Genomic DNA, 22623 nt, shown 5'->3' on the forward strand with positions numbered 1-22623 from the left:
GTTTTCAGAACCCCGGGATGAGACCGACGACGAGGTCGATCAACTTGATGCCGATGAAGGGGACGATGACGCCGCCGAGCCCGTAGACGAGCAGGTTGCGGCCGAGGATCGACGACGCCGAGGCTGCGCGGTACTTGACGCCACGCAGGGACAGCGGGATGAGCGCCACGATGACGAGCGCGTTGAAGATGATCGCCGACAGGATCGCCGACGCCGGGCTGTGCAGGCCCATGATGTTGAGCGCCGCCAGCCCCGGGAACACGGCCTGGAACATCGCCGGGATGATCGCGAAGTACTTCGCGACGTCGTTGGCGATCGAGAACGTGGTGAGCGCCCCGCGGGTGATGAGCAGCTGCTTGCCGATCCGGACGACGTCGATGAGCTTCGTCGGGTCCGAGTCGAGGTCGACCATGTTGCCGGCCTCCTTCGCCGCGGTCGTCCCGGTGTTCATCGCCACGCCGACGTCCGCCTGCGCCAGGGCCGGGGCGTCGTTCGTGCCGTCGCCGGTCATCGCGACGAGGTTGCCGCCCTCCTGCTCCCGGCGGATGAGCGCGAGCTTGTCCTCCGGGGTGGCCTCGGCGAGGTAGTCGTCGACCCCGGCCTCGGCGGCGATCGCCTTCGCGGTGCGGGGGTTGTCGCCGGTGATCATCACCGTGCGGATGCCCATCGACCGCAGCTCGCCGAAGCGCTCCGCCAGGCCGTCCTTCACGACGTCCTTGAGGTGCACGACGCCGAGCAGCGTGACCGCGCCCGAGGGTGAGCGCCGACCGACCACGAGCGGCGTGCCGCCCTGGTCGGAGATCTCGGCGACCGTGGCGTCGACCGCCGCGACGACACGGGCATCGGAGGTGTCTGCCCAGGCCAGCACTGCGGCAGCGGCACCCTTCCGCACCGAGGAGCCGTCGGGCAGGTCGACGCCGGACATGCGCGTCTGCGCGGTGAACGGCACCTCGACCCCGCCGTCGGGCAGCGGCGTGACGACCCCGGCGGCACGCGCCAGGTCCACGATCGACCGACCCTCGGGGGTCCCGTCCGCGGCACTCGAGAGCGCCGCTGCGGCCATCAGCTCCGGCTCGCTGACACCGGGCACGGGCACCACGCGGGAGGCCCGGCGGTTGCCGTACGTGATCGTGCCGGTCTTGTCGAGCAGCAGCGTCGTGATGTCACCGGCGGCCTCGACCGCGCGGCCCGACATCGCGAGCACGTTGTGCTGCACCAGGCGGTCCATGCCGGCGATGCCGATCGCGGAGAGCAGCGCCCCGATGGTCGTCGGGATGAGGCAGACGAGCAGGGCGATGAGCACCGTGATGCTGACCGTCGCGCCGACCATGCCGGCGATGGGCTGCATCGTCAGGCACACGATGACGAAGACGATCGAGAGCGACGCGAGCAGGATGTTCAGCGCGATCTCGTTCGGCGTCTTCTGCCGGGCGGCACCTTCCACGAGCCGGATCATCCGGTCGATGAAGGTCTCACCAGGGGTCGAGGTGATGCGCACCACGACGCGGTCCGACAGCACCCGGGTGCCGCCCGTGACGGCGCTGCGGTCACCACCGGACTCGCGGATCACCGGCGCGGACTCGCCCGTGACGGCGGACTCGTCGACCGAGGCGATGCCGTCGATCACGTCGCCGTCACCCGGGACCACCTCGCCGGCGACCACCACGACGACGTCGCCCTTGGCCAGGTCGACGGACGCGACGTCCTCCGTGGTGTTCGCGACGGCCGCCGGGTCGGTGGCGGAGTAGTCGACGACGCGACGCGCGCTCGTGGTCGAGCGGGTCTTCCGCAGGGTGTCGGCCTGGGCCTTGCCCCGGCCCTCCGCGACGGACTCCGCCAGGTTGGCGAACACGACGGTCAGCCAGAGCCAGATGGCGATCGCGATGGTGAAGGAGGACGGGACGGGCGCGGCGGAGTCCGCCGAGCCTCCAGACCGGGTGAAGGGCTCGACGACGGCGGTGACCGTCGTCAGGGCCGCGCCCACCTCCACGATGAACATGACGGGGTTCTTCCACATGAGCCGCGGGTCGAGCTTGCGGAACGCGCCCGGGAGGCCCGCCAGCAGCTGACGGGGCCCGAAGGCGGACGAGCGGGTGGCCGGCCGGGAGGCCGTGGTCACCTCCGGTTCGGAGGGTGCGATGGTCATCGGACCAGTCCTTCTGCGAGGGGTCCCAGTGCGAGCACCGGGAAGTACGTGAGTGCGGTGACGATGACGGCGACGCCACCGAGCAGGCCGATGAACAGCGGCCGGTGGGTGGGCAGGGTCCCGACCGTGGCGGGGACCTTCTCCTGCTTGGCGAGCGACCCGGCGAGCGCCAGGACGAACACCATCGGCACGAAGCGACCGAGCAGCATCGCGACGCCGAGCGCGGAGTTCATCCACGTCGTGTTCGCGGTCAGGCCACCGAAGGCCGAGCCGTTGTTGTTGCCGGCGCTGGTGAAGGCGTAGAGCAGCTCGGACAGGCCGTGGTTGCCGGAGTTGAAGACCGACGTGCCGAGGACCTGTTCGCGGACGCCGGGGATGACGAGCGAGAGCGCCGTCCCGAGAAGCACCACGGTCGGGGTGACCAGGATGTAGAGCGCGGCGAAGGTCATCTCCCTGGCGCGGATCTTCTTGCCGAGGTACTCCGGCGTGCGGCCGACGAGCAGCCCGCCGATGAAGACCGTGATCACGGCGAGGACGAGCATGCCGTACAGGCCGGACCCGACGCCGCCGGGGGTGACCTCGCCGAGCATCATGTTCAGCATCGCCATCATCCCGCCGAGCGGGGTGAAGCTGTCGAACATGGCGTTCACGGCCCCGGTCGAGGTGGCGGTCGACGCCGTGCCGAACAGCGTGGAGCCGAGGATCCCGAAGCGGACCTCCTTGCCCTCCATCGCGGCACCGGCCGCGTGGGTGGCCACACCGCCGCCGGCGAGTTCGGCGATCGACATCGCCGACAGGGACACGAGGAAGATCGCGCCCATCACGGCGAGGATCGCGTAGCCCTGGCGGTGGTCGCCGACCATCCGGCCGAAGGCGCGCGGGAGGGAGAACGGGATGACGAGCATGAGGAAGACCTCGACGAGGCTCGTCCACGCCTGCGGGTTCTCGAACGGGTGCGCCGAGTTCGCGTTGTAGTAGCCACCACCGTTCGTCCCGAGGAGCTTGATGGCCTCCTGCGAGGCGACGAAGCCGTCCGGGATGTGCTGGGTGCCGCCGATCAGCGTCGTGACGTCGGTGCCGGCGCCCCAGGACTGGATGACTCCGCCCGCGACGAGGACGAGTGCGAACACGAAGGACAGCGGCAGGAGCAGCCGGCCCGTGCCGCGCACGACGTCGACCCAGACGTTGCCGAGCGTGCCGGTGTTGCGTCGCGCGAAGCCGCGCACCAGGGCCACGGCGACCGCGAGGCCCACCGCTGCCGACAGGAAGTTCTGCACGGCGAGGCCGGCCATCTGCACGGAGTACCCGAGGGTGACCTCCGGCGAGTAGGACTGCCAGTTCGTGTTGGAGACGAACGACGCCGCCGTGTTGAACGCCAGCGACGGGCCGACGGCCGGCAGCCCGAGGTCACCCGGCAGCACGACCTGGATGCGCTGCAGGAGGTAGACGAACAGCACGCCGACGACGCTGATGAGCAGCACGCCGCGGAGGTACGCGGGCCAGGACTGCTCGGCGTCGGGCTCGACGCCGATGAGCCGGTACACGACCCGCTCGGCCCGACCGTGGTGCCCGGACTCGAACACGCGCGCGATCCAGTCGCCGAGCGGCCGGTACGCGACCACGAGCAGCAGCACGAGGACTGCGACCTGGGCGATGCCGGCCCACGTCTGTGCACTCCCGCCCATCAGAACTGCTCGGGGCGCACGAGCGCCCAGACGAGGTACACGACAGCGGCGATGCCGAGGACGGCGGCGATGACGGTGATGGCGATCACAGTCGCTCCACCCCCTTGGCGATCAGTGTCACGACGCCGAACACGGCGAGGACACCGGCGACGACGAAGACGTCGAACACGTGGGACTCCTGGAGATCATCGATGCCCGCGGCAGGTGCCGTGGGCCGCACCGGTTGGGGTGCGTTGACGATGGTGTCCCCGGGGGCGGCGCTACTGAGCCGTCCTAACGGTTCCCTGACGCCCCGCTGCGCGACGCATGCGCTCCGCTAACGCCCCTGTCGCGTCGCGGAGCTCCGCGGGGCCGACGACGTCGAAGGGGGCGTCGAAGCCGGCGACCTTCGCTGCCAGTGCGGTCCACGACCACGAGCCCAGGGTGAGGCGGCAGCGGTCGGGGCCGAGGTCCTCGAGGACGGCGTCGGGCTCGAGGTAGGGCGCGACCTGACGCGCCGGGACGTGCAGCACGACGGTGCCCGTGCAGGGCCAGGCGTCGACGACGTCCGAGCCCTTGAAGCGCGCGGCGACGAACGCGGCCGGGTCACCGCCGGGGATCGGTCTCGGGGTGAAGTGCAGCCCGGTCGGCGTCCGAGGGCGCAGGCGGTCGATGCGGTAGGTGCGCCAGTCGCCGTGGCCGTCGTCGGCTCCGTCGTCCCACGCGAGGAGGTACCACCGGCTGTTCCGCGCCACGACGGCGTGCGGCTGGACGCGGCGGGGCGGGCGGTCGTGCTGGTCGTCGGCGCCGTGGTCGAAGCGCAGGACCTGGTGCGTACGGACCGCATCGCTGACGGCGACGAGGACCTCGGGATCGACGCTCGTCGCGCCCGGGGTGCTGACGACCTCGACCGCGTCGATGCGGTGTCGGAGGCGCGCGGGCATCACCTGGCGGACCGCGGCGAGCGCCCGCACGGCGGACTCCGCGATGTCCGCACCGCTCGCGGGAGCGACGGCCAGGGCGAGGGCGATCGCCACGGCCTGCTCGTCGTCGAAGAGCAGCGGCGGGAGCTCCGACCCGGCGGACAGCCGGTAGCCGCCGGCCGGGCCCTTGAGTGCCTCCACCCGGTAACCGAGTTCGCGCAGCCGGTCCACGTCACGCCGGACCGTGCGGGGGCTGACGTCGAGGCGCTCGGCGAGGACGTCCCCCGGCCAGTCCCGGCGCACCTGCAACAGGGAGAGCAGCGCGAGCATGCGCGACGACGGTCCGGACATGGATCGAGTATGGCGCGAGAAGCGGACACAATCTGACCGCTTCGACCGGCACAGTGATGCCCATGACGATCATCACGACTCCCCACCTCAACTTCGACGGCGACGCCCGGGCGGCGCTCGACTTCTACGCAGCAGCACTCGGCACCGAGGCCACGGCGGTGACCTACGGCCAGATGGGCGCCTCGGACGACCCGGCGTGGGCCGACCGGATCGTGTTCGGCCAGGTCGAGTCCGCACACGGCGTCCACGTCATGGCGTTCGACGTCTGGCCGGGCCAGCCGTACGACCAGGGCACGAACGCGTCGTACGTCTACCTGCACGGTGACGACGCCGAGGAGGTCACCGCGGTGTGGGACGGACTGTCCGCGGGTGCCGAGATCCGCCAGCCGCTCGCCCCGTCCGCCTGGGCACCGCTCGCGGGGCAGCTCCGTGACCGCTTCGGCGTGATCTGGGCGCTCGACGTCGCGCCGGAGGAGGGCATCGCCAGCTGACACCGGGGCGTTCGGGCACCGGTTCTCATTTCGGGAACTGACGGATCCGGTTCACGATCCTCGGGGATCGTGGACCGGATTCGTCACGGTGCGCGCGGAACATGGCCGTCCGTCGCGCAGCCACGCGCCCCACTCGCTCCACTCAGGCCGTCGGCGCCCAGGTGCTCACGGTGACCGCTGCTGTCACCGTCGTCGGGGCGAACACCGTGTCGGGAGCGACGTGGTGGTGGCTCGGGCCCATGTGCACGACGTCGTGGACGTCTGCGGCGTCGAGGTCCATCGTCCAGGTCAGGTCCTCGGACGAGCGCTGGACGAACGACGGCGTCAGGGAGTCGTGCAGCCGGCGTTCCTTCTCGGGGTCGACGCTGATCGTGGCCTCGGCGAGCTCCGCGAGGTGCCCCGTCCGCGGCGTCACGACGACCAGGACCCCGTCCGCGTGCAGTACCCGCGCGTACTCCCGCTGGTTCCGCGGCGCGAAGACGTCGAGGACGACCGCGGCGGCGCCGTCGACCACGGGGAGGCGCTCGGTCACGTCGCCCACCACGGCACCGGCCCGGGCGTGGACGCGAGCCGCGCGGCGCACGGCGACGGCCGACAGGTCGAGCGCGACCCCCAGTCGCATGGCCGGGTCACGGCCGACAGGTACAGCGTCTCCGGGCGCGACCCCGAGCCTCCCGTCCGCGCCGGAGGCGTCGAGCGCGTGCGCGAGGTACGTGCCGGGGCCGGCCCCGACGTCGAGGACCACGCCGGGTGCGACGGCTGCCCCGACGACCGCGGCGAGCGCCCGCTCGACGGGGGCGTAGTGGCCGCGGCCGAGGAAGCGGATGCGGGCGTCGACCATCTCCGGGGTGTCCGCCGTGAGCGCGCGACGCTTGGCGGGCAGGAGGGTGAGGTGGCCCTGCTTGGCCTCGTCGAAGCGGTGCCCGTTCGCGCAGCCGGCCTGGCCGCTGCCGGTGCGGGCGAGGGGCTCGCGGCAGACGGGGCAGGCGAGCACGGGGAGCAGGTCGTCGCGCACCGGACCAGCGTACGGGCGCGCACGGCCGGTACGGTCGGGGCATGGCCGTCATCCACAACGCCGAACTCCGCCCGTCGAAGACCGACGCGATCGCCGCGTGGCTGCCGTCGCAGCCGTGGAGCGGGGTCGGCGCCGACCGGTCCGACGGCGCGCTCGTGGCGCTCGGTCGCTTCCGCTTCGACGACCCGGACGGCGAAGTGGGCGTGGAGACGTACCTGGTGCGCGTCGGCGACGGGCCCGTGCTGCACGTGCCGCTCACCTACCGGGGTGCACCGCTGCCCGGGGCCGAGGGGTTCCTGGTGACCGAGATGGACCACTCGGTGCTCGGGCGTCGGTGGGTCTACGACGCGGTGGGCGACCCGGTGTACGCGGACGTCCTCCGGCGCGCGATCGCGACCGGTGGGCACGAGGCGGACCTGGAGGCAGCGCCGGGTGAGGGCGGTCCGGCCCCGACGAAGGAGGGCACGGCGGTGGGCAGCGGATCCGACGCCGACTCCCCCACCGTCTCGGCCGTGCGGGTCGCGACCGAGGGGACGACCAGCACCGTGTCGACGGGGCACGGCGACCTCGCGGTGCTGCGCGTGGTCGGAGCGGACGCGGTGGGCACCTCGGACGGTGGCACGCTCACGGCGACCTGGGCCGGTTCCGAGCCCACCGTCGTGGCGGTCCTGCGCACCTGATCCGCCCGACGCCCGGTGCACCGGGCCGCCCGCGGCGGGTACCGGCAGGGCCTGTCTCGGGCATCCAGCAGCTGGCAGGATCGTCCGCGTGAAGACACTGGAGTTGCCACAGACGGACCTCACCGCATCCGACGTCGTCGTCGGCCTGATGCGGATCAACGACATGAGCGACGAGGAGATCCGCGCGCTGTACGCGGCCTCGCGTGACGCGGGCGTCACGATGTTCGACCACGCGGCCGTCTACGGCGGTTGGCACGGCTGCGAGGAGCGCTTCGGCGCCGCGGTCACGCTGTCGCCGGCGGAGCGCGCCGAGATCGTGCTGCAGACCAAGGTCGGCATCCGCCCGACGAGCAACGGCGCGTACTTCGACTTCTCGTACGAGCACATCATGTCCTCGGTCGAGGAGTCGCTCACCGCCCTGCGCACCGACTTCATCGACGTCCTGCTGCTGCACCGTCCCGACGCCCTGGTGGAGCCGGAGGAGGTCGCCAAGGCCTTCGACGAGCTGCACGCGGCCGGCAAGGTGCACCACTTCGGCCTCTCGAACCACACCCCCGGGCAGGTCGAGCTGCTGAAGAAGTCCGTGCAGCAGCCGCTCGCCTTCAACCAGGTGCAGCTGAGCATCACGCACGCGAACGTCATCACGCAGGGCCTCGTCGCGAACATGGGCGGGCTCGACCAGGCCGTCGACCGTGACAACGACATCCTCAACTACTCGCGCCTCAACGACGTGACGCTGCAGGCGTGGTCGCCGTTCCAGAAGGGCTTCTTCGACGGCGTCTTCCTCGGCGACCGCGAGCAGTACGCGGAGCTGAACGACGTGCTCGAGGAGCTGGCCACGGCCCACGGCGCCACCCCGACCGGGATCGCCGTCGCGTGGATCACCCGCCACCCTGCGCACTTCCAGGTCGTCCTCGGCACGACGAACCCGCAGCGCGTGCGTGACTCGGCCGCCGGATCGGACATCGAGCTCAGCCGCGAGGAGTGGTACCGCGTGCTGACCGCCGCGGGGCACGTCGTTCCCTGAGGCGTCCCCGGGTCGGGACGTCGGGCAGGTCGGGGCGGACCAGGCCGGGAGGCTCGTGGAGACCTGCCAGGTCACGAGCCTCCCAGGGATGGCTGGCCGGGTGTCGGCGGGGCTGTGACCAGTGCTCGGCGAGCCCGGGGACGCTCAGCGCCCAGCGGCGTAGTGGCTCGACACCTGGGTCGCGGTGAGGACCGCCCCGTAGACCGCGGCGAAGCGCATCGACCCGGTGAAGTAGTAGTTCGACCCCGACCCGGGCCAGCCGGAGACCGTGTCGTACCCGATGCGCCAGTACCCGTTGCCGGGCTCGGGCGTGGTGTAGTTCGCGTTGGAGGCGACGAGCGCGCCGTCGACGTAGAGCCGCATGCCGGTCGCGGCCGACATCGTCGACACCACGTGGTGCCAGGTGCCGTCGTTGTACGACTTCGGTGAGGTGACGACCTGCGTGCCGTTGTTGTACGTGCCGAACACGAGCTGGCCGCTGGTGTTGAGGTAGGTCTGCCGGTCGTGCTGCCCGGACACCGAGACCTGGCTGCCACCGAACCCGATGAGGAGCCCGCCGGCGACGGTCGTGCGGAACCAGACCTCTTCGCTGAAGGTCGTCGGGTTCTGCTGGAGCGCCGGCGTCGAGACGAAGTTCGACGACCCGTTGAGCAGCCAGGACGTACCGGGGTCGCGCGGGCAGGCGATCGGGCTCGGCGTGCTGGCGGACATCGGCCCCTGGTAGGTGCCGTTGGCGGCCTTGCCCGAGAAGTCCGTGGCGGTCGTGGAGTTCGTCGCCTCGGTGAACTTGTACGCGAAGAGCGCCTTCGCGGCGGCGGCGTCGAAGCCGACCTGGCCGGTGCAGGTGTTCGACGCGGCGGTGCCGGCGGAGTTCGCGCTGTTCGCGATCTGCGCGCTGAAGCCGGACCGGGTGGGCGCGAACTGGTTGAGCAGGACGACGACCGCGAGGGCCACGACGAGCAGGAGGGCGACGACCTTGCCGTCACGCAGGCGCTGGAGGTTCACGCGGCACGCACCGTCTCGACGCGGCCGACCATGAGGCAGCAGACCAGGGGGATCAGGCACAGGGCGATGAGGAGCACCCAGCCCATGGGGTCGAGGTCGATGTTCGACGTCAGTTGGTAGTGGCCGGTCTTCGTCAGCTCGTGGATCGTGACACGGCCGACCTCGCCGTCGACGAGGTGCACGGTGTTGCCGCCGTGCGCGTCGACCCGGACCGGGAACATGCCGGAGGAGATGATCGTCGCCTCGACGTTGCGCGGGGAGGACGTGTTCGAGATCGTGGTGACGTTCACGAACGGCTTGAGGACGAACGCCGCGTAGGACACGGTCAGGGCTGACCCGGCGATGCGGAGCGAGGACCGCGTGACCTTGTCGGTGAAGGGGCTCGTGAGGACCCAGATGAGCAGGGTCCCGATCATCAGGAGCGGGGCCGCGCGGAGCAGCCAGCCGAGGTGCGGCACCAGGGCGATCGGCGAACCGACGATGTTCTCCTGCGTGAGCGTCCACGGGTCGGTGGCTCCGTTGACGTCGCCGCGGGTGTGGATGCCACCGTCGGGGTCGATCTCGACGATGCGGTGCGTGTAGGTGACGCCCGGGTTCGCGCTGGTCTCGAACGAGACGACGTCACCGACCGCGAGCGAGGAGACCGTCACCGGCAGGTCGAGGACGAGGGTGCCGACCGGGGCCGCCTGACCCATCGAGGGCGTCTCGACGACGAACCAGCGACCACCGCTCCCGAGGAAGACCGCCGCCGCCACGAGCAGGAGCCCGGCGACGACCGCGACGGCCCAGGCCGTCATCGACTCGGTCCGCGTTGCCGCGTGCCCGCCCAGGAGCGGACGGCTGAGCGTGCCGCTCAGCGGGATGGCCGTGGTCTGGCTCATGGTCTGCTGCCTCTCTGGTCGGGCCGGGTGTCGTGGCGGTGGACGTGGGCGGACGACGCCCCGGTCGCGGTCAGCGAGCGGGACGTCGTCCGGTGGGGGTGGATCAGGCGGTGAAGGTCCAGGTCATCGGCACGGAAGCGGCGAGGCCCTGGTAGGTGTTGCCGGCGCTGGAGTCCAGCGTGACCGCGAAGTTGAAGGGGGTGGAGGCACCGGCGGTGGGGGCGGCGGGCATCGTGAAGGCGGAGGCGGCGGCACCCTTGAAGGAGGCGAGCGTGCCGGAGAAGACCGTGGTGGAACCCGAGGTGATCACGAGGTTCATCTTGGCGCACAGGTCGGTCGCGGAGCCGGTGGCCGAGGTGGGGGTGGTCTGCGTGCAGGAGGCGCCCGGGGTCAGCGTGAAGGTGCTGGCGGCTGCGGTGCCGGTGTTCTTGATCGAGATCGCCGTGTTGACCGTGTTGCCCGGCGTCATCGTGGTGCTGCCGCCGAACTTGTTGATCGTGGAGCAGGACGCGGAGTTGGTGGAGACCGACCCGGCGTCGGTGCTGAGGCAGCTGACCGTGGCGCCTGCGTTCTGCTCCTGCATGATCAACGTGCCGCTGCCGGCGGTGTTGCTCGTGTTGGTGATGCTCGCCGCGAACCCGGAGAGGGTGCCGGTGAGGGAGAGGGAGAGCAGGACGGCTGCGAAGATGCCCGCGGTGAGCGCGACGGGCGCAAAGCGGAGGCGCTTCAACGGGGAGACGCGGAGCGGGTTCGACACGGGGTACCTCGATGTTCGGGAGTCTTGGACAGCCACCGCGGGGTGCGATTGCTTAACCATTAAGATAATCAACGGTTCACACACCCGCTACCCCTCGTCCGTCCCCAGAGCAGGGGGCACCTGGGCACACACGTCCCTGTCACGTCACCGCTTCTTGCACAGTGCCGTGTAGTGTCCGGCGACGAGACAACGACGGGGGAGACCGACATGGAGCCCGGACGACTGGACGGCGACGGCAGCGAGCTCATCGCTGCGTTCGACTCCGTCGTGCGCGCGAACGCGAGCGTCGTGACGCAGGTGAGCGCGCGTGCCGGCATCCACGAGAGCGCCCTCCGCGCCCTCACCCTGATCAGCGACACCGGGTACTCGACCCCGACGGAGGTCGCGGGCTACCTCGGCCTGACCTCGGGCGCGGTGACGAACATGGTCGACCGGCTCTCGGCCGCCGGGTTCGTCGAACGACAGCGCAACCCGAACGACCGCCGGGGCTCACACCTCGTCCTCAGCCCCGAGGGCTCGGCCCTGGTCGCCGAGGTCCGGCAGCGCTACGCCGACGTGCTCCGCACGGTCGACGGCGCCGGCGCGGAGGACCTGCTCCACGCACTGAGCGACATCGCGAACGGCCTGCTGCAGCAGGCGGCCGCCATCTCCGCCGCGAAGGACCCCGACGGCGCCTGACCGCTACTCCCCGTCGGCCTCCGGCAGCGCGGGCGACGAAGCGACGGGCGACGAAGCGGCGGACGACGGCGCCGAGGACACGGCGGACGACGGGACGGACGCGGGCGACGGCGACCCCGTCGGCGGGAGGAACAGCGCCGGCACCGCGGGGTCGGCAGCCGCGCGACTGACCACCTCGACCTCGATGTCGAGCCCGTGGGCCGGGTCCTCGTCGAGCTCGAGACCGTTCTCGGTCACCTGGTCCTCGGGGATGGCACGGCCCTTGGACGGATCGAACGCACTGCTCATCGACATGCGACGAGCATGCCCGCCGCCGATGAGCGGAGCCTAGGAGTCGAGTTCGCTGTCCTCCGACAGCTCCTCGGACAGGTCGTCCGCGTGCATCCGGTCACCGGGCTGCGGCCGTCGGAACACGGGGCCACCGCCGGCCTCGTCCTCGTCGTGGAGTCGCTCGGGTGACGCGTCCGCTTCGTCCGCGGTGGACGAGACCGAACCGGAGACCGAACCGGAGTCCGGGCCGGAGACCGAACCGGAGTCCGAACCGGAGACCGAGCCGGAGTCCGAGCGCTCACCAGCCCGCCCCTCCTCGACCTCGAGCTCGGAGGCGTCCGAGCCGTCCACGGGGACGTCACTGCCCTGCTGTTCCGGATCGAACGGTGCGCTCGTCGACATGGGGTGAGCATGCTCCGGCCGGGTGAACGGCGGGTCAACGCTGTCCGTCGGACGCGATGAGCTCGAGCTGCGTCAGCGCGACGTCCGTCACCGCCGTGAACCGGAACACCGACCCGCCACCACGGAGCCGGAACACCCGCGTCTGCCCGGCCCAGTCGAACACGGCATCCGTCACGACCACGACGCCCGCGCCCGATCCCGCGTCCGAACCAGCGCCCGGACCCGAACCCGACCCCGACCCCCCGAGCGCCACTCGCCACGAGTACGTCCCCGCCGCCGCGACGGTCACCGTGTACAGCGACGCGGACCCGACGGACACCGGCACCTCGACGACGTCCCCGGCGGCGAGCGCCGTCACGGTGCGCCCGGTGTCGTCCGTCAACGGCGAGACCCCGACGGGCAGCACGTCGACCGGGGTGTCCCGGAACCCGTGCACCTCGCTCGCCGAGACGGGCCGGGTGTCCGATGCCCACCCGGTGGGCGATGACGAGAGCGACACGACGATCCGCGACGCCCCGACCACCACCGCGTGCGGGATGCTCACGGACGTCCAGGGCTCCCCGTCGACGGTCACCGAGGCGACGAACCGGCCGTCGCCGGCGGTCTCGATGACGGTGGGCGAGCCTCCGACCGGTCGCAGCACCGCCCGCCGGACCGACGGCGGAACGATCACGTAGGACCCGCTCGCCGGTGCCAGCGGGTAGAGCCCGACCGTCGCGAAGACGTACCAGGCGCTCATCTCGCCGTTGTCCTCGTCGCCCGGGTACCCCTGGCCGAGGTCCGAGCCGACGAACAGCCGGTCGACGGCCTCCCGGACGACGCGGTGGGCGTCGTCGTGGCGGCCGGTGAACATCGGGAAGAACGGGATGTGGTGCGCGGGCTGGTTCGACAGCCCGAGCATGCCCATGCGGACGTCGCGGGCCTCGGTCATCTCGTGGATGGCGAAGCCGTAGTGCCCGGCGCGGTCGGTCGAGCCGGTCTCCCGGGTGGCGAAGAAGCGGTCGACGGCCGCGTCGAAGCGCTCCTGGCCGCCGTGCAGGTCGACGATCCCGGCGCCGTCGTGCGGGGCGGTGAACATCGTGCCCCAGGCGTTCGTCTCGGTGTAGTCGCCGCCCCACTGGTCGGGGTCGTAGCCCTCGCCCTCGCGCCACTGCCCGTCCGGACGGCGGCCGATGAAGAAGCCTCGGCGGCGGTCGAAGACGTTCCGGTACTGCAGGGACCGCCGGGCGAACCACTCCGCCTCGGCGCGGTACCGCTCCTCGTCGGCGGGTTCGGTGGCGCGGTCCGCCAGTGCGGTGGCGAGCACCGCGATGCTCCAGTCGTTGATCGCGGCGTCCAGGGTCCAGGACATCCCCTCGGCGGTGTCGGTGTCGACGTGGCCGCGGAAGGCGCCCGGGAGGCTCCCCTTGCGTCCCACACGCTCGTCCCGTGGCGGGACGGTCGCGTTCTTCACCGCGCTCCGGTAGGCCTGCTCCACGTCGAAGCCGTCGACCCCCTTCGCGACGAGGTCACCGAAGACGGTGTCGCTCGTGGTGCCGGTCATGCAGTCCTCGGCGCCGGGGGCACTCCAGCGCGGGGTCCAGCCGCCGTCGTGGAAGTGCTCGACGAACCCCTGCGCGAGGTCGGCCGCGGTGTCGGGGGTGAGCAGCCCGAGGAGCGGCCAGGCCGTGCGGTAGGTGTCCCAGAACCCGTTCGTGGTCGTCATCGCGGTGTCGACGACCTCGGGCCCGGGCTCGTCGCGGATCGGCTCCGCGAGCACGGCGCCGTACGGGGAGCGGTGGCGTGGGCTGCCCGTGAGCGCGGTCTCGCCGGCGCGGTTCGGGTAGAGGAACAGCCGGTACAGGCCGGAGTAGAGCGAGGTCAGCTGGTCGTCGGTGGCGCCCTCGACCTCGAGCGTCGCGAGCTCGGCTTCCCAGGCGGCCTCGGCCCGGGCACGCATGGTGTCGAAGGGGCCGGCGGCGGCGAGGTTCGCACGGGCGTCCTCGGGCGAGACGGTCGAGATGCCGAGCAGCACGTCGGTGTCCCCGGCGACGGTGAACCACCCCGCCAGCACGCCGTCGGTGACCGCGGTGTGGTCCTCGGTCACGCCGGGGACCCGCACGTGCACGAAGTGCGAGGGGGTGCCGGGCCGGTCGTCGAGGTGTGCGTCGACGACCCCCGTGCCGTCGGCCTCGACCCGGACGGCGCAGTCGAGCAGCCGGCCGTGGTGGTCGAGCACGATGCTCCGCACGCCGGTGAAGCGGAAGCCGAGGGCGAACTCCCCCGGGGTCATCTCCGCGGTGACGCCGTGCTCGAGCGCCACGCGGTAGCGGTGCGGGCCGTCGAGCTCGTCGTCGTGGTCGAAGGCCAGGGCCCGTGCGGTGCGGTCGACCTCGGGCTGCGCCAGCGGGGACGGCATCACCTGGAACACCCCGCGGTCCCCCATCCACGGCGACGGGATGTGGCTCGTGGCGAAGGCCTGGATCGCGGGGCGGTTGTCGCTCGCGCGGTTGTGCTCCTGGTACGCGTACGGCCACCGGTTGCTGGCGGCGTCGGTCATCGGCAGCCCGAAGACCCCGCCGTGCGGCAGCCCGACGAGCGGGGCGTTGTTGCCGCGGGAGAACCGGGACGACGCCTGCGTGCCGCGGGTGGTCCTGACGCGGTCGAGCGGGCGGGTGGGGACTGGGCGGCGCGGTGGCTCGATCCGGACGTCGTCGAGCCAGCCGCGCAGGGCGGGCGTGCGCGTGTCCGTGTCCGCAGCGGGCGGGGCGGAGCCGAGCCGGGCCTCCAGGCGGTCGACGACGCGCCCCGTGACGGACGTCAGGTCGACCTCGCGCCGGTTCCACTGGTCCACCCACTGCTTGCGGGCGGTGTCCTGCGCGGCCGGGGTCAGGGCGTCGCCGTACTGGTCGCGTGCCTCGTCGGACAGCCGGGAGCCGTCGGTGAAGACGACGTCGAGGGTGAACGCGGTCGCGTCCCAGAAGTGGGCGAGGTCGGCCTCGGTGGGTTCGTCCTGGCCGTCGGGCAGCGTGCGCTCGGGGAACCAGACCCAGGACAGGCGGTCCCCGGACCGGATCGTCCGCCCGGCGAACCCGGGGACGAGGGCGTCGACCGTGTCCGACCCCGCTGGTCGCTCGACGATGAGCCCCTCGAGCGACGTGAAGCCGACATGGTCCCTGGCTGCGACGGCCGTCGTCGGGCCACCGCTCCGTTGCAGTTCTCGCACGTACCCACCCTATTTGTTCCACAGGATGGACGAAACCCGCTCAGTCCGCGGCGATGCGGGCCAGCCAGTCGTGCAGCAGCCCGCGCTCCGCCGGGGACAGCACGGCGAGCGCCTGGTCGTCAGCGGCGAGCCGGACGGCCGCGGCACGCGTGTCCGTGGCAGCGGCGGGTCCGGCCTCGGCGTCGTCCGTCAGGATCGCCGACGCCAGCGCGTCCCACGCCGCGTCGGTCAGCGCCGGGTCACGCTCGTCCACCGGGGTGCCGAGCAGCGCCAGGACCAGGCCGACGCCGATCGCGTGCACGAGCGACACCGCGCGGGCCTCGGGCACACGGAGCCGACCGACGAGGGCGACCCGGTGGATGCGCTCACGCAGGATCCCGATGCCGCGCTCCTCGGCGTCCGAGTGGGGCCGCAGGGGGTCGGACAGCAGCGCGGTGAGCCCGGGGTTGGCGAGGCCGAACGCGACGTGGGCGTCGAACGAGTCGCGGAGGTGCTCGACGGGGTCGACGTCGTCGGGCACCGTCTTGCCGGCGACGTAGGCGGCGAAGACCTGGTCGGCGACGGCCTCGAGCAGCCCGTCCTTGTCGCCGAACTGCCGGTAGATCGTCGGCGCCTGGACCCCGGCCGCAGCGGCGACGGCCCGGGTCGTGACCGCCTGGGGCCCACCGGAGGCCAGCAGTTCGGACGCGACGTCGACGATGCGTGCCCGGACGGTGTCGCGCTCGTTCGTGACGATGCTCATTGAGCAACGATAACGGAACCTTGTTACCGGTGGTCTACCAGTGCTACGGTTCTGGCGTTTCCACCGCTAACACGAAAGGCGTCACCATGATCGTCGTCACCGGCGCGACCGGGGCCCTCGGCTCCGGCACCGTCCACGAACTCCTCCGCCACCTGCCGCCGACCGAGGTCGGGGTGAGCGTCCGCGACACCGCGAAGGCGCAGGACCTCGCCGGGCTCGGCGTTCGGGTCCGTCAGGGCGACTTCGCCGACCCGGACTCCCTGGCCCACGCCTTCGCGGGCGCCGACCGCGTGCTCGTCGTGTCCGGCTCGACGCTCGGACCCGAGGGCGTCGCCCTGCACGCCGCCGCGGCCCGGGCAGCCCGGGACGCCGGCGCCGAGCGGGTGTTCTACACGGCGCACCAGGACACGCGGGCCGACTCCCCCGTGCCGTTCGCCGTCGACCACGCTGCGACCGAGGCAGCGCTCGCCGGGCTCGGGACGCCCTGGACCTCGCTGCGGAACGGCTTCTACGCCCACACGGTCGGCTGGCTCATCGCCGGGGCGGTGGAGCGCGGCGAGCTGCTCCTGCCGGAGGACGGCCCGATCTCGTGGACCGCCCGCGAGGACCTGGCCGCCGGCGACGCCGTCCTGCTCGCACAGGGCCCGACGTTCGACGGCCCCACGCCCGCACTCACCGCGACCGAGGCCGTCACGTTCGCCGACGTCGCCCGGGTCCTGTCCGAGGTCACCGGCACGACCGTGCGGCGCACCGTCGTCGACGACGAGGAGTGGCTCGCCCAGCAGATCACCTCCGGCACGCCGGAACCCGCCGCGCGCCTGCTGCTCGGGATGTTCCAGGGCGCCAGGGCCGGGGAGTTCGACGAGGTGGACCCGCTGCTCGGCGAGCTGCTCGGTCGGGAGCCGCTGCCCGTCCGCGCGGCGATCGAGGCCGCACTCGCCCGCTGAGCGTCAGCCCTTGTTGTGGCCCGGCGCGTTCTCCGAGTTGCCGGGCCCGGTCTTCGCCGGTGCGACCACCGACGTGTCGGTCGTGCCGGTGGAGGTGCCGGCGGACGTACCCGTGGAGGTGCCGTTCGACGTGCCGGCGGCCCCGGTGTCGCCCGCTGGCGTCTGCACGGGGAGCGTCGGCTGGACGGTCGGCTGCGGGCCGGTCGTCGGCTCGGCCGGCTGGGACGGCTCCGCGGGCTCTGACGGCTGCTGCTCGGCGGGCTCGGAGGGCTGCTGCTCTGCCGGCTCGGACGGCTGCTCCGCTGGCTGGGAGGGCTGCTCGGCGGGCTGGGAGGCCTCGTCAGACGGCTCCTGCTGCGGCTGCTCCGGCGTGGACGACGACGACTCGGTCGGCGCGGGCGTCCCGCCGCCGTTGCCGAACGCCAGGAACCCGATGACGCCGGCGAGCACCAGCACGCCGAGGACCACGAGCGTGATCACGAGTCCGCGCCGGCTCTTCCGCTCCGGCTCCTCCGGCCGGGGTGCCGGTCGCACCGGCGCGGCGGGCACACCGCCACCGGTGCCACCGCCGCCGCGCTGGGCGCCGAGGACGGTGGTCGACACGTCGTCCTGGTCGGAGGCTCGTCCCGCCGGGAGCAGGCGCGTCGCGTCGTCCCCGGCGCCGTTCGCGTCGACGGGCATCGCGCGGGTGGCCTGGTCGTCCCAGGCCTGCGTCGGGGTGTCCATCGCGGCCGGGGCGTCCATCGCGGCCGTGGCTGCTGCCGCCCCGGCGGCCGCAGCCGCCGCCGCTGTGACGGTACCGGGGCCTCCCGGCAGGAGCTGTGTCGCGGGCTCGACGTCGGCGCGGCCCAGTGCGCGCAGGCGCTCGGCCGCCTCGGCGGCGGTCGGGCGCTCCGCGGGGTCGGTCGCCGTCATGACGTGCAGCAGCGTGCGCCAGGCGGTGGGCAGGTGCGGGTCGATCTCCGGCGAGCGCATCAGCCGTGCGGTGGCGGACTCGATCGCGCTGCCCGGGAAGGGTCGGGTGCCGGTGAGGGCCTCGAGCAGCACCAGGCCGAGGGCGTAGACGTCGGACTTGCCGCTGATGGCCTGGGCTGTGACCTGCTCCGGTGCGAGGTAGGCGGCGGTGCCCATCACGGCGCCCGTGCCGGTGACGCGGGCGGCGTCGCGGAGCAGGGCGATGCCGAAGTCGGCGAGCTTGACGTGGGAGCCGTCGGACTCGAGCAGGACGTTCGCGGGCTTGACGTCGCGGTGGACGATGCCCTGCGCGTGCACGGCGGCGAGGCCGTCGGCGATCTGGGCACCGACGCGCGCGGTCGTGGGGCGGTCGAGGGGCCCCTCGCCGAGTCGGGTGGCGAGGTCGCTGCCGGGCACGAGCTCCATCACGAGGTAGGAGTCCCCGTCCGCGTCGTCGAGGGCGGCGTCGTAGAGGGTCACGAGGGACGGACTACGGAGGCCCGCGAGGACCTGGATCTCCGCCTCGGCGCGGGCACGCTCCCCGTGGTCGACGGCGCCCATCCGGAAGACCTTGACCGCGACCTCACGCCCGAGCTGCTCGTCGACCGCGCGGTACACCGAGGCCATCCCCCCGTGCCCGAGGGTGCCTGTGACTCGGTACCTGCCGCCGAAGACCCGTTCTGCCATGCCCGGAAACCTACCGGCAGCACCTGACCACGACGACGTGGGCGGCGTGCTAGCCCTCGTGCCGGGCGACGGGTGCCCGGTCGCCGTGCCGGTCGCGGGCGAGTGCCGTCAGGTAGAGCCGGTGTGCCGTCACCACCAGCGCGAGCCAGGCGATGCCGAGTGCCCACGCGGCCAGCACGTCCGTCAGCCAGTGGTGCCCGAGGAACACGCGGGAGACCCCGACGGACAGCACGAACAGGGTCCCGACGACGATCGTCGTCACCCGGGCCACCCGCCGGGACTGCCGCAGGACGAGCAGGTAGACGATCGACCCGACGATGACCGTGGCGTTGAGGGTGTGCCCCGAGGGGAACGACGGCGAGTGCTCGTACGGCGGCACGGCGTCGACGAGCGGCGGACGGGCCCGGCCGATGAGGTCCTTGCCGGCGATGGTCATCAGGAGCGACCCACCGCTCGCGGCGACGAGCAGCACGACGGGCGTCCACCGGCGGCGCTGGATGGTGAAGCCGACCAGGAACACGCTCGCCACGATGGGCATCCCGATCGTCCCGGCGACGTTCGTCCACCACGTCACGACGGTGTCGAGGCCCGGCGTCCGCACGGACATCATCCAGTCGAGCACCGGGCGGTCGAGCACGGCGACGTCGTCGGCCTCGCGCACGGCGTCGTAGACCTCGGACGCGAGCAGGGTGGCCAGCGCGGCGATCGCGATGCCGATGAGCAGCGTGACGACGAGCACGGGGAGGGCGCCGAAGCGGTGCCCGAGCCGCACCGACGCCTCGGCCGACGCCCGGCCGGCCGGGGTGCGCCACGTGGTGAGGTCGACGTCGCCGAGCGTCCGGTCGGCCTGCTCCGGGTGCCCGGGTTCACGTGCTCGTTGCTCGCTGTCCATCTGCCCAGCGTGCCCGTCCCCACCCGAGAGCCCCGCATGCGGTCCCGCACGGTGCGCGCTCCCCCGCCTGGTGCGAGCTCGACCACTCCGTGCGCGGACACAACGGCGCACCACGTGGCCAACCTCGCACCACGCACCACCACCACGCGCACCCGCACCGGCACCGCACTCGGCGCGCGTCAGTCCTTCGCGCTGCCGTAGTCGTCGACGACCGAGACCGACAGGGGGAACGTGATCGGGAACGTGCCGAACAGGATCCGCCCGGCGTCGACCGCCGCGGCCGCGACCTGCTCGGCGACCCAGGCGGCATCGGCTGCGGGTGCGTGAACCACGATCTCGTCGTGCACGAAGAACACCAGGTGGGCGCCGTCCCGGAGGCGCCCCTGCCACCGGGCAGCGAGCCGCGTGCGCAGGGACGCCATCCACGACAGTGCCCACTCGGCCGCCGTGCCCTGGACGACGAAGTTCCGCGTGAACCGCCCCCAGCTCCTGGCGCGGGACTCCACGGCGCGCTGCATCGCCGGCGTGCCCTCGACGCTCCACGCGCGGTTCCTGGCCTCGAACCACGAGGCCTCGGGCACCGGGGAGGTCCGCCCGAGCCGCGTGGTCACGGGCTCGCCGCGCTCCCCCGCCCGTGCCGCCTGCTCGACGAGCTCGAGCGCCCGGGGGAACGCCCGCGCCAACCGCGGCACGAGCCGGCCGCCCTCGCCCTGGGTGGCGCCGTACATCGCGCCGAGCATCGCGCCCTTGGCCTGCTGCCGGGTCTCGACCGCACCCGAAGCGACGACGCCGTCGTAGAGGTCCCGCCCGTCGCCCGCCGACGCCATCGCGAGGTCCCCCGCCATCGCGGCGAGCACCCGCGGCTCGAGCTGTGCGGCGTCGGCCACGACGAGCTTCCACCCCTCGTCGGCGACCACCGCGGCCCGGACGGCCTTGGGCAGCTGCATCGCCCCGCCGCCGTTCGCGGCCCACCGCCCGGTGACGACCCCGCCGACGGCGTACTCCGGGTGGAAGCGGCCGTCCTGCACCCACTCGTCGAGCCACGACCAGCCGTTCGCGGTGAGCAGCCGGTACAGGCGCTTGTACTCGAGCAGCGGTTCGATCGCCGGGTGCTCGAGCTGCTGGAGCTCCCACTTCCGGGTGCTCTCGACGACGAGCCCCGCGCGACGCAGGGACCGCAGCACCTCGGCGGGCGAGTCGGGGTTGAGCGCGGGGTCGTCGAGCCGGGCGCGGAGGACGTCCGCGATCTCCTCGAGCCGTCGGGGTCGGACGCCGTACGGCACCCGCGGGCCGAGGGTGTCCTCGAGCAGCCGTTCGTGCACGTCGACCCGCCAGGGCAGGCCGCCGAATCGCATCTCCGCCGCGACGAGGGAACCGGCGGACTCCGCCGCGAGCAGCAGCCGGAGCGCCCCGGGGTCGGTCGCCCCGGCCACGGCGGCGAGCTGCGCGCGGAGCTCGGCCACGGGGTCGGCGGCGTCGTCGGGGCGCCCGCTGCCGAACAGGGCGTCGTCGAAGAGCTGCGTCTGGGCCGACCGCGCGGGGCGTTCGAGCGGAGCGGCCTGGTCCCAGGGCCCGTCCGGTGCCTGCTGCAGCGCCGACCCGCGGGCCGCGAGCGCCGACCGCAGGATCCGGTGGCCGAGGCGCAGGTCGACGCACCGGGCGACGCGGCCGCCCGCAGCGAGCACGGCCGGGTACCACCGGGCGGTGTCGTCCCACACCCACCGGACCCCGGTCGCCTCGTGCTGCGCGACGAAGGCCGGGAGGCTCGGCTCGGCGATCCGGGTCGGCTCGCCCTGCGGGGTCCCCGAGTCGGTCAGGGGCGTCGCGAGGACGCCGCCGTCGACGCGGCTGAGGACGAGGTGCACGCACCGATCATGCCGTGCCCCACCGTCGTCAGCGTCCGGGGTGCTCCGCAGCGTGGCCGTCGGGGTCACCCGGACGGACGGCAGCGCTGTCCGCGACGTCGATGCGCACGGTGCCGTCCTCGAGCTCGTCGACCTCGACCCGGGGTGCCTCGTCGTGGGCGTCCGACCCGGACATCCGGCGCAGGGTGTCGTGGCGCCGCTCGTCGAAGGTCATGTCGACGCCGTCGTCGAGGTGGTCGCGGTCCGCTTCGCTCATGCCGAGGACGGTACCCCGACGGGCGCGGTGCCGGTGCGTTCCGTCCAGTGCCCGCCGGCCGCCCACCGCTCGTGCACCGCGGTCTGCACGCGGCCGCGCGGGACGGCGTCGCGGGCCGCCGCGAGGTCGGTGCCGAAGACGAACTTCGCGGCGCTGTCGTCGCCCTCGTGCTCGTCGTCCGGGCCGGGCGGGAGCAGCTCGAAGCGCTCGGCGAACCGGACCAGGTTGGCCTCGGGGCCGAGCGCGGCGGCGAGCCCCTCGTCGAGGGTCCAGGAGCGGCAGCTCCACACGGTCGCCTGGTGCTCAGGTGCCAGCCGACGGAGCACGTCCGGCGCGGCGGCGAACGACCGCGCACAGGCCTCCGGGTCGAGCGGGCCGGTCTCGGGGACGTGGACGCCCCACGCGGGGGTGCCGTCGGGCAGGTGGGTGCCGACCTCGAACTGGAGGCGCCCCACGGCCACCACGCGCCCGGTCACGATCCCGCAGAACCAGCCCATCCCGGTGCCGACGATCCCGTAGCGGTCGCGTTTCCGCGGCACGTCCGCGATGCTCGCGTCCGCCTGGGCCGCCGACAGACCCTGGGCGACGAGCCACGCGCGCGTCGTGGGCAGGACCGCGAGCACCGCGGCGAACGCGAGCTCGTCCTGCTCGGCCGCCGGGGCGTGCGCGACGCTCGCGGCGAGCGCCTGTGCGGTCTCGTCGGGGTCCTGGTCGGAACCGACGGCGGCCGCGAGGAGCGTGACGGAGGCGGGGAGGGCCTCCAGGCTGGTCGTGTCCGCCATCGG

Annotated in this window: 23 protein-coding genes; 5 read left to right on the forward strand and 18 right to left on the reverse strand. The window is 72.9% G+C overall.

Features of this window, described 5'->3' with window-relative positions; translation table 11 throughout:
- Nucleotides 1-4: 4 nt before the first annotated feature.
- From kdpB to OXR63_RS03660, 5 genes are read right to left on the reverse strand one after another with little or no spacing between them, the layout of a single operon-like run.
- Nucleotides 5-2146 carry a potassium-transporting ATPase subunit KdpB gene (gene kdpB / locus OXR63_RS03640; protein WP_267420140.1) on the reverse strand — a complete coding sequence of 714 codons (2142 nt, stop codon included), beginning with the start codon at nucleotides 2144-2146 and terminating at the stop codon, nucleotides 5-7.
- Nucleotides 2143-3831, reverse strand: a complete 1689-nt coding sequence (gene kdpA, locus OXR63_RS03645; protein ID WP_267420142.1) for a potassium-transporting ATPase subunit KdpA — start codon at nucleotides 3829-3831, stop codon at nucleotides 2143-2145. The genes kdpB and kdpA overlap by 4 nt, the downstream gene beginning before the upstream one ends.
- Complete coding sequence (locus tag OXR63_RS18315; protein WP_267420144.1) at nucleotides 3831-3920, reverse strand: potassium-transporting ATPase subunit F; 90 nt, start codon at nucleotides 3918-3920, stop codon at nucleotides 3831-3833. The genes kdpA and OXR63_RS18315 overlap by 1 nt, the downstream gene beginning before the upstream one ends.
- A complete protein-coding gene (locus OXR63_RS03655) occupies nucleotides 3917-4051 on the reverse strand; it encodes a hypothetical protein (RefSeq protein WP_267238431.1) in 135 nt (44 codons plus the stop codon). Before OXR63_RS03655 ends, OXR63_RS18315 begins: the two co-directional genes overlap by 4 nt.
- A 40-nt stretch (nucleotides 4052-4091) precedes the next feature.
- Nucleotides 4092-5084, reverse strand: a complete 993-nt coding sequence (locus OXR63_RS03660) for a helix-turn-helix transcriptional regulator (protein ID WP_267420145.1) — start codon at nucleotides 5082-5084, stop codon at nucleotides 4092-4094.
- A 62-nt stretch (nucleotides 5085-5146) separates the two neighbouring features.
- Here OXR63_RS03660 and OXR63_RS03665 point away from each other — a divergent pair, with 62 nt between their 5' ends.
- Nucleotides 5147-5575 (forward strand): VOC family protein, encoded by a 429-nt coding sequence (locus OXR63_RS03665; protein ID WP_267420147.1) that lies wholly within the window; start codon nucleotides 5147-5149, stop codon nucleotides 5573-5575.
- A gap of 142 nt (nucleotides 5576-5717) precedes the next feature.
- Here the strand turns inward: OXR63_RS03665 and OXR63_RS03670 are convergent, their stop codons facing one another.
- Nucleotides 5718-6590 carry a putative RNA methyltransferase gene (locus OXR63_RS03670; RefSeq protein WP_267420149.1) on the reverse strand — a complete coding sequence of 291 codons (873 nt, stop codon included), beginning with the start codon at nucleotides 6588-6590 and terminating at the stop codon, nucleotides 5718-5720.
- 41 nt (nucleotides 6591-6631) lie between these two features.
- Here OXR63_RS03670 and OXR63_RS03675 point away from each other — a divergent pair, with 41 nt between their 5' ends.
- Nucleotides 6632-7270 carry a CG0192-related protein gene (locus OXR63_RS03675; protein WP_267420151.1) on the forward strand — a complete coding sequence of 213 codons (639 nt, stop codon included), beginning with the start codon at nucleotides 6632-6634 and terminating at the stop codon, nucleotides 7268-7270.
- A gap of 88 nt (nucleotides 7271-7358) precedes the next feature.
- Nucleotides 7359-8297 (forward strand): aldo/keto reductase, encoded by a 939-nt coding sequence (locus OXR63_RS03680; RefSeq protein WP_267420152.1) that lies wholly within the window; start codon nucleotides 7359-7361, stop codon nucleotides 8295-8297.
- A gap of 144 nt (nucleotides 8298-8441) precedes the next feature.
- Here the strand turns inward: OXR63_RS03680 and OXR63_RS03685 are convergent, their stop codons facing one another.
- From OXR63_RS03685 to OXR63_RS03695, 3 genes are all read right to left on the reverse strand, one after another.
- Nucleotides 8442-9302 (reverse strand): LamG domain-containing protein, encoded by an 861-nt coding sequence (locus tag OXR63_RS03685; RefSeq protein WP_267420153.1) that lies wholly within the window; start codon nucleotides 9300-9302, stop codon nucleotides 8442-8444.
- A complete protein-coding gene (locus OXR63_RS03690; protein ID WP_267420155.1) occupies nucleotides 9299-10183 on the reverse strand; it encodes a S26 family signal peptidase in 885 nt (294 codons plus the stop codon). The genes OXR63_RS03685 and OXR63_RS03690 overlap by 4 nt, the downstream gene beginning before the upstream one ends.
- A 103-nt stretch (nucleotides 10184-10286) precedes the next feature.
- Nucleotides 10287-10940 carry a hypothetical protein gene (locus OXR63_RS03695; RefSeq protein WP_267420156.1) on the reverse strand — a complete coding sequence of 218 codons (654 nt, stop codon included), beginning with the start codon at nucleotides 10938-10940 and terminating at the stop codon, nucleotides 10287-10289.
- 207 nt (nucleotides 10941-11147) lie between these two features.
- Between OXR63_RS03695 and OXR63_RS03700 the strand changes: the two genes are divergently transcribed.
- A complete protein-coding gene (locus tag OXR63_RS03700; protein WP_267420157.1) occupies nucleotides 11148-11618 on the forward strand; it encodes a MarR family winged helix-turn-helix transcriptional regulator in 471 nt (156 codons plus the stop codon).
- A gap of 3 nt (nucleotides 11619-11621) precedes the next feature.
- On the opposite strand, the gene OXR63_RS03705 is transcribed toward OXR63_RS03700, so the two are convergent.
- Genes OXR63_RS03705 through OXR63_RS03720 form a run of 4 tightly spaced genes read right to left on the reverse strand, consistent with a single transcriptional unit; the run spans nucleotide 11622 to nucleotide 16237 of the window.
- Nucleotides 11622-11912, reverse strand: coding sequence for a hypothetical protein (locus OXR63_RS03705; protein ID WP_267420158.1), 291 nt, complete (start codon nucleotides 11910-11912; stop codon nucleotides 11622-11624).
- Nucleotides 11913-11945: 33 nt separating this feature from the next.
- Complete coding sequence (locus OXR63_RS03710; protein ID WP_267420159.1) at nucleotides 11946-12290, reverse strand: hypothetical protein; 345 nt, start codon at nucleotides 12288-12290, stop codon at nucleotides 11946-11948.
- 34 nt (nucleotides 12291-12324) lie between these two features.
- A complete protein-coding gene (locus tag OXR63_RS03715) occupies nucleotides 12325-15495 on the reverse strand; it encodes a GH92 family glycosyl hydrolase (protein ID WP_267420160.1) in 3171 nt (1056 codons plus the stop codon).
- 40 nt (nucleotides 15496-15535) lie between these two features.
- Nucleotides 15536-16237 carry a TetR/AcrR family transcriptional regulator gene (locus OXR63_RS03720; protein WP_267420161.1) on the reverse strand — a complete coding sequence of 234 codons (702 nt, stop codon included), beginning with the start codon at nucleotides 16235-16237 and terminating at the stop codon, nucleotides 15536-15538.
- Between the two features lie 86 nt (nucleotides 16238-16323).
- Here OXR63_RS03720 and OXR63_RS03725 point away from each other — a divergent pair, with 86 nt between their 5' ends.
- On the forward strand, nucleotides 16324-17184 hold the full coding sequence (locus OXR63_RS03725) for an NmrA family NAD(P)-binding protein (RefSeq protein WP_267420162.1): 861 nt from the start codon (nucleotides 16324-16326) through the stop codon (nucleotides 17182-17184).
- A gap of 3 nt (nucleotides 17185-17187) precedes the next feature.
- On the opposite strand, the gene OXR63_RS03730 is transcribed toward OXR63_RS03725, so the two are convergent.
- The 5 genes from OXR63_RS03730 to OXR63_RS03750 form a co-directional block, all read right to left on the reverse strand.
- Nucleotides 17188-18825 (reverse strand): serine/threonine-protein kinase, encoded by a 1638-nt coding sequence (locus OXR63_RS03730; protein WP_267420163.1) that lies wholly within the window; start codon nucleotides 18823-18825, stop codon nucleotides 17188-17190.
- A 49-nt stretch (nucleotides 18826-18874) separates the two neighbouring features.
- Entirely contained in the window at nucleotides 18875-19717 is an 843-nt protein-coding gene (locus OXR63_RS03735; protein WP_267420165.1) for a phosphatase PAP2 family protein, read from the reverse strand.
- Between the two features lie 179 nt (nucleotides 19718-19896).
- Entirely contained in the window at nucleotides 19897-21582 is a 1686-nt protein-coding gene (locus OXR63_RS03740) for a bifunctional 3'-5' exonuclease/DNA polymerase (RefSeq protein WP_267420166.1), read from the reverse strand.
- A 28-nt stretch (nucleotides 21583-21610) separates the two neighbouring features.
- Entirely contained in the window at nucleotides 21611-21838 is a 228-nt protein-coding gene (locus tag OXR63_RS03745) for a hypothetical protein (protein ID WP_267420167.1), read from the reverse strand.
- Complete coding sequence (locus OXR63_RS03750; RefSeq protein ID WP_267420168.1) at nucleotides 21835-22620, reverse strand: hypothetical protein; 786 nt, start codon at nucleotides 22618-22620, stop codon at nucleotides 21835-21837. Before OXR63_RS03750 ends, OXR63_RS03745 begins: the two co-directional genes overlap by 4 nt.
- Nucleotides 22621-22623 lie beyond the last annotated feature (3 nt).

It is taken from the genome of Curtobacterium sp. GC_Cur_3 (genome assembly GCF_026544205.1).
Classification (GTDB): Bacteria; Actinomycetota; Actinomycetes; order Actinomycetales; family Microbacteriaceae; genus Curtobacterium.

Excerpts from the sequence above, each read along its gene's own strand:
- OXR63_RS03700 (WP_267420157.1), top strand. The coding sequence starts at position 11,148 with ATGGAGCCCGGACGACTGGACGGCGACGGCAGCGAGCTCATCGCTGCG.
- OXR63_RS03750 (WP_267420168.1), bottom strand. The coding sequence starts at position 22,620 with ATGGCGGACACGACCAGCCTGGAGGCCCTCCCCGCCTCCGTCACGCTC.
- kdpB (WP_267420140.1), bottom strand. The coding sequence starts at position 2,146 with ATGACCATCGCACCCTCCGAACCGGAGGTGACCACGGCCTCCCGGCCG.
- OXR63_RS03690 (WP_267420155.1), bottom strand. The coding sequence starts at position 10,183 with ATGAGCCAGACCACGGCCATCCCGCTGAGCGGCACGCTCAGCCGTCCG.
- OXR63_RS03735 (WP_267420165.1), bottom strand. The coding sequence starts at position 19,717 with ATGGACAGCGAGCAACGAGCACGTGAACCCGGGCACCCGGAGCAGGCC.
- OXR63_RS03660 (WP_267420145.1), bottom strand. The coding sequence starts at position 5,084 with ATGTCCGGACCGTCGTCGCGCATGCTCGCGCTGCTCTCCCTGTTGCAG.
- OXR63_RS03730 (WP_267420163.1), bottom strand. The coding sequence starts at position 18,825 with ATGGCAGAACGGGTCTTCGGCGGCAGGTACCGAGTCACAGGCACCCTC.
- OXR63_RS03725 (WP_267420162.1), top strand. The coding sequence starts at position 16,324 with ATGATCGTCGTCACCGGCGCGACCGGGGCCCTCGGCTCCGGCACCGTC.
- OXR63_RS03720 (WP_267420161.1), bottom strand. The coding sequence starts at position 16,237 with ATGAGCATCGTCACGAACGAGCGCGACACCGTCCGGGCACGCATCGTC.
- OXR63_RS03710 (WP_267420159.1), bottom strand. The coding sequence starts at position 12,290 with ATGTCGACGAGCGCACCGTTCGATCCGGAACAGCAGGGCAGTGACGTC.
- OXR63_RS03675 (WP_267420151.1), top strand. The coding sequence starts at position 6,632 with ATGGCCGTCATCCACAACGCCGAACTCCGCCCGTCGAAGACCGACGCG.
- kdpA (WP_267420142.1), bottom strand. The coding sequence starts at position 3,831 with ATGGGCGGGAGTGCACAGACGTGGGCCGGCATCGCCCAGGTCGCAGTC.
- OXR63_RS03705 (WP_267420158.1), bottom strand. The coding sequence starts at position 11,912 with ATGTCGATGAGCAGTGCGTTCGATCCGTCCAAGGGCCGTGCCATCCCC.
- OXR63_RS03745 (WP_267420167.1), bottom strand. The coding sequence starts at position 21,838 with ATGAGCGAAGCGGACCGCGACCACCTCGACGACGGCGTCGACATGACC.
- OXR63_RS03665 (WP_267420147.1), top strand. The coding sequence starts at position 5,147 with ATGACGATCATCACGACTCCCCACCTCAACTTCGACGGCGACGCCCGG.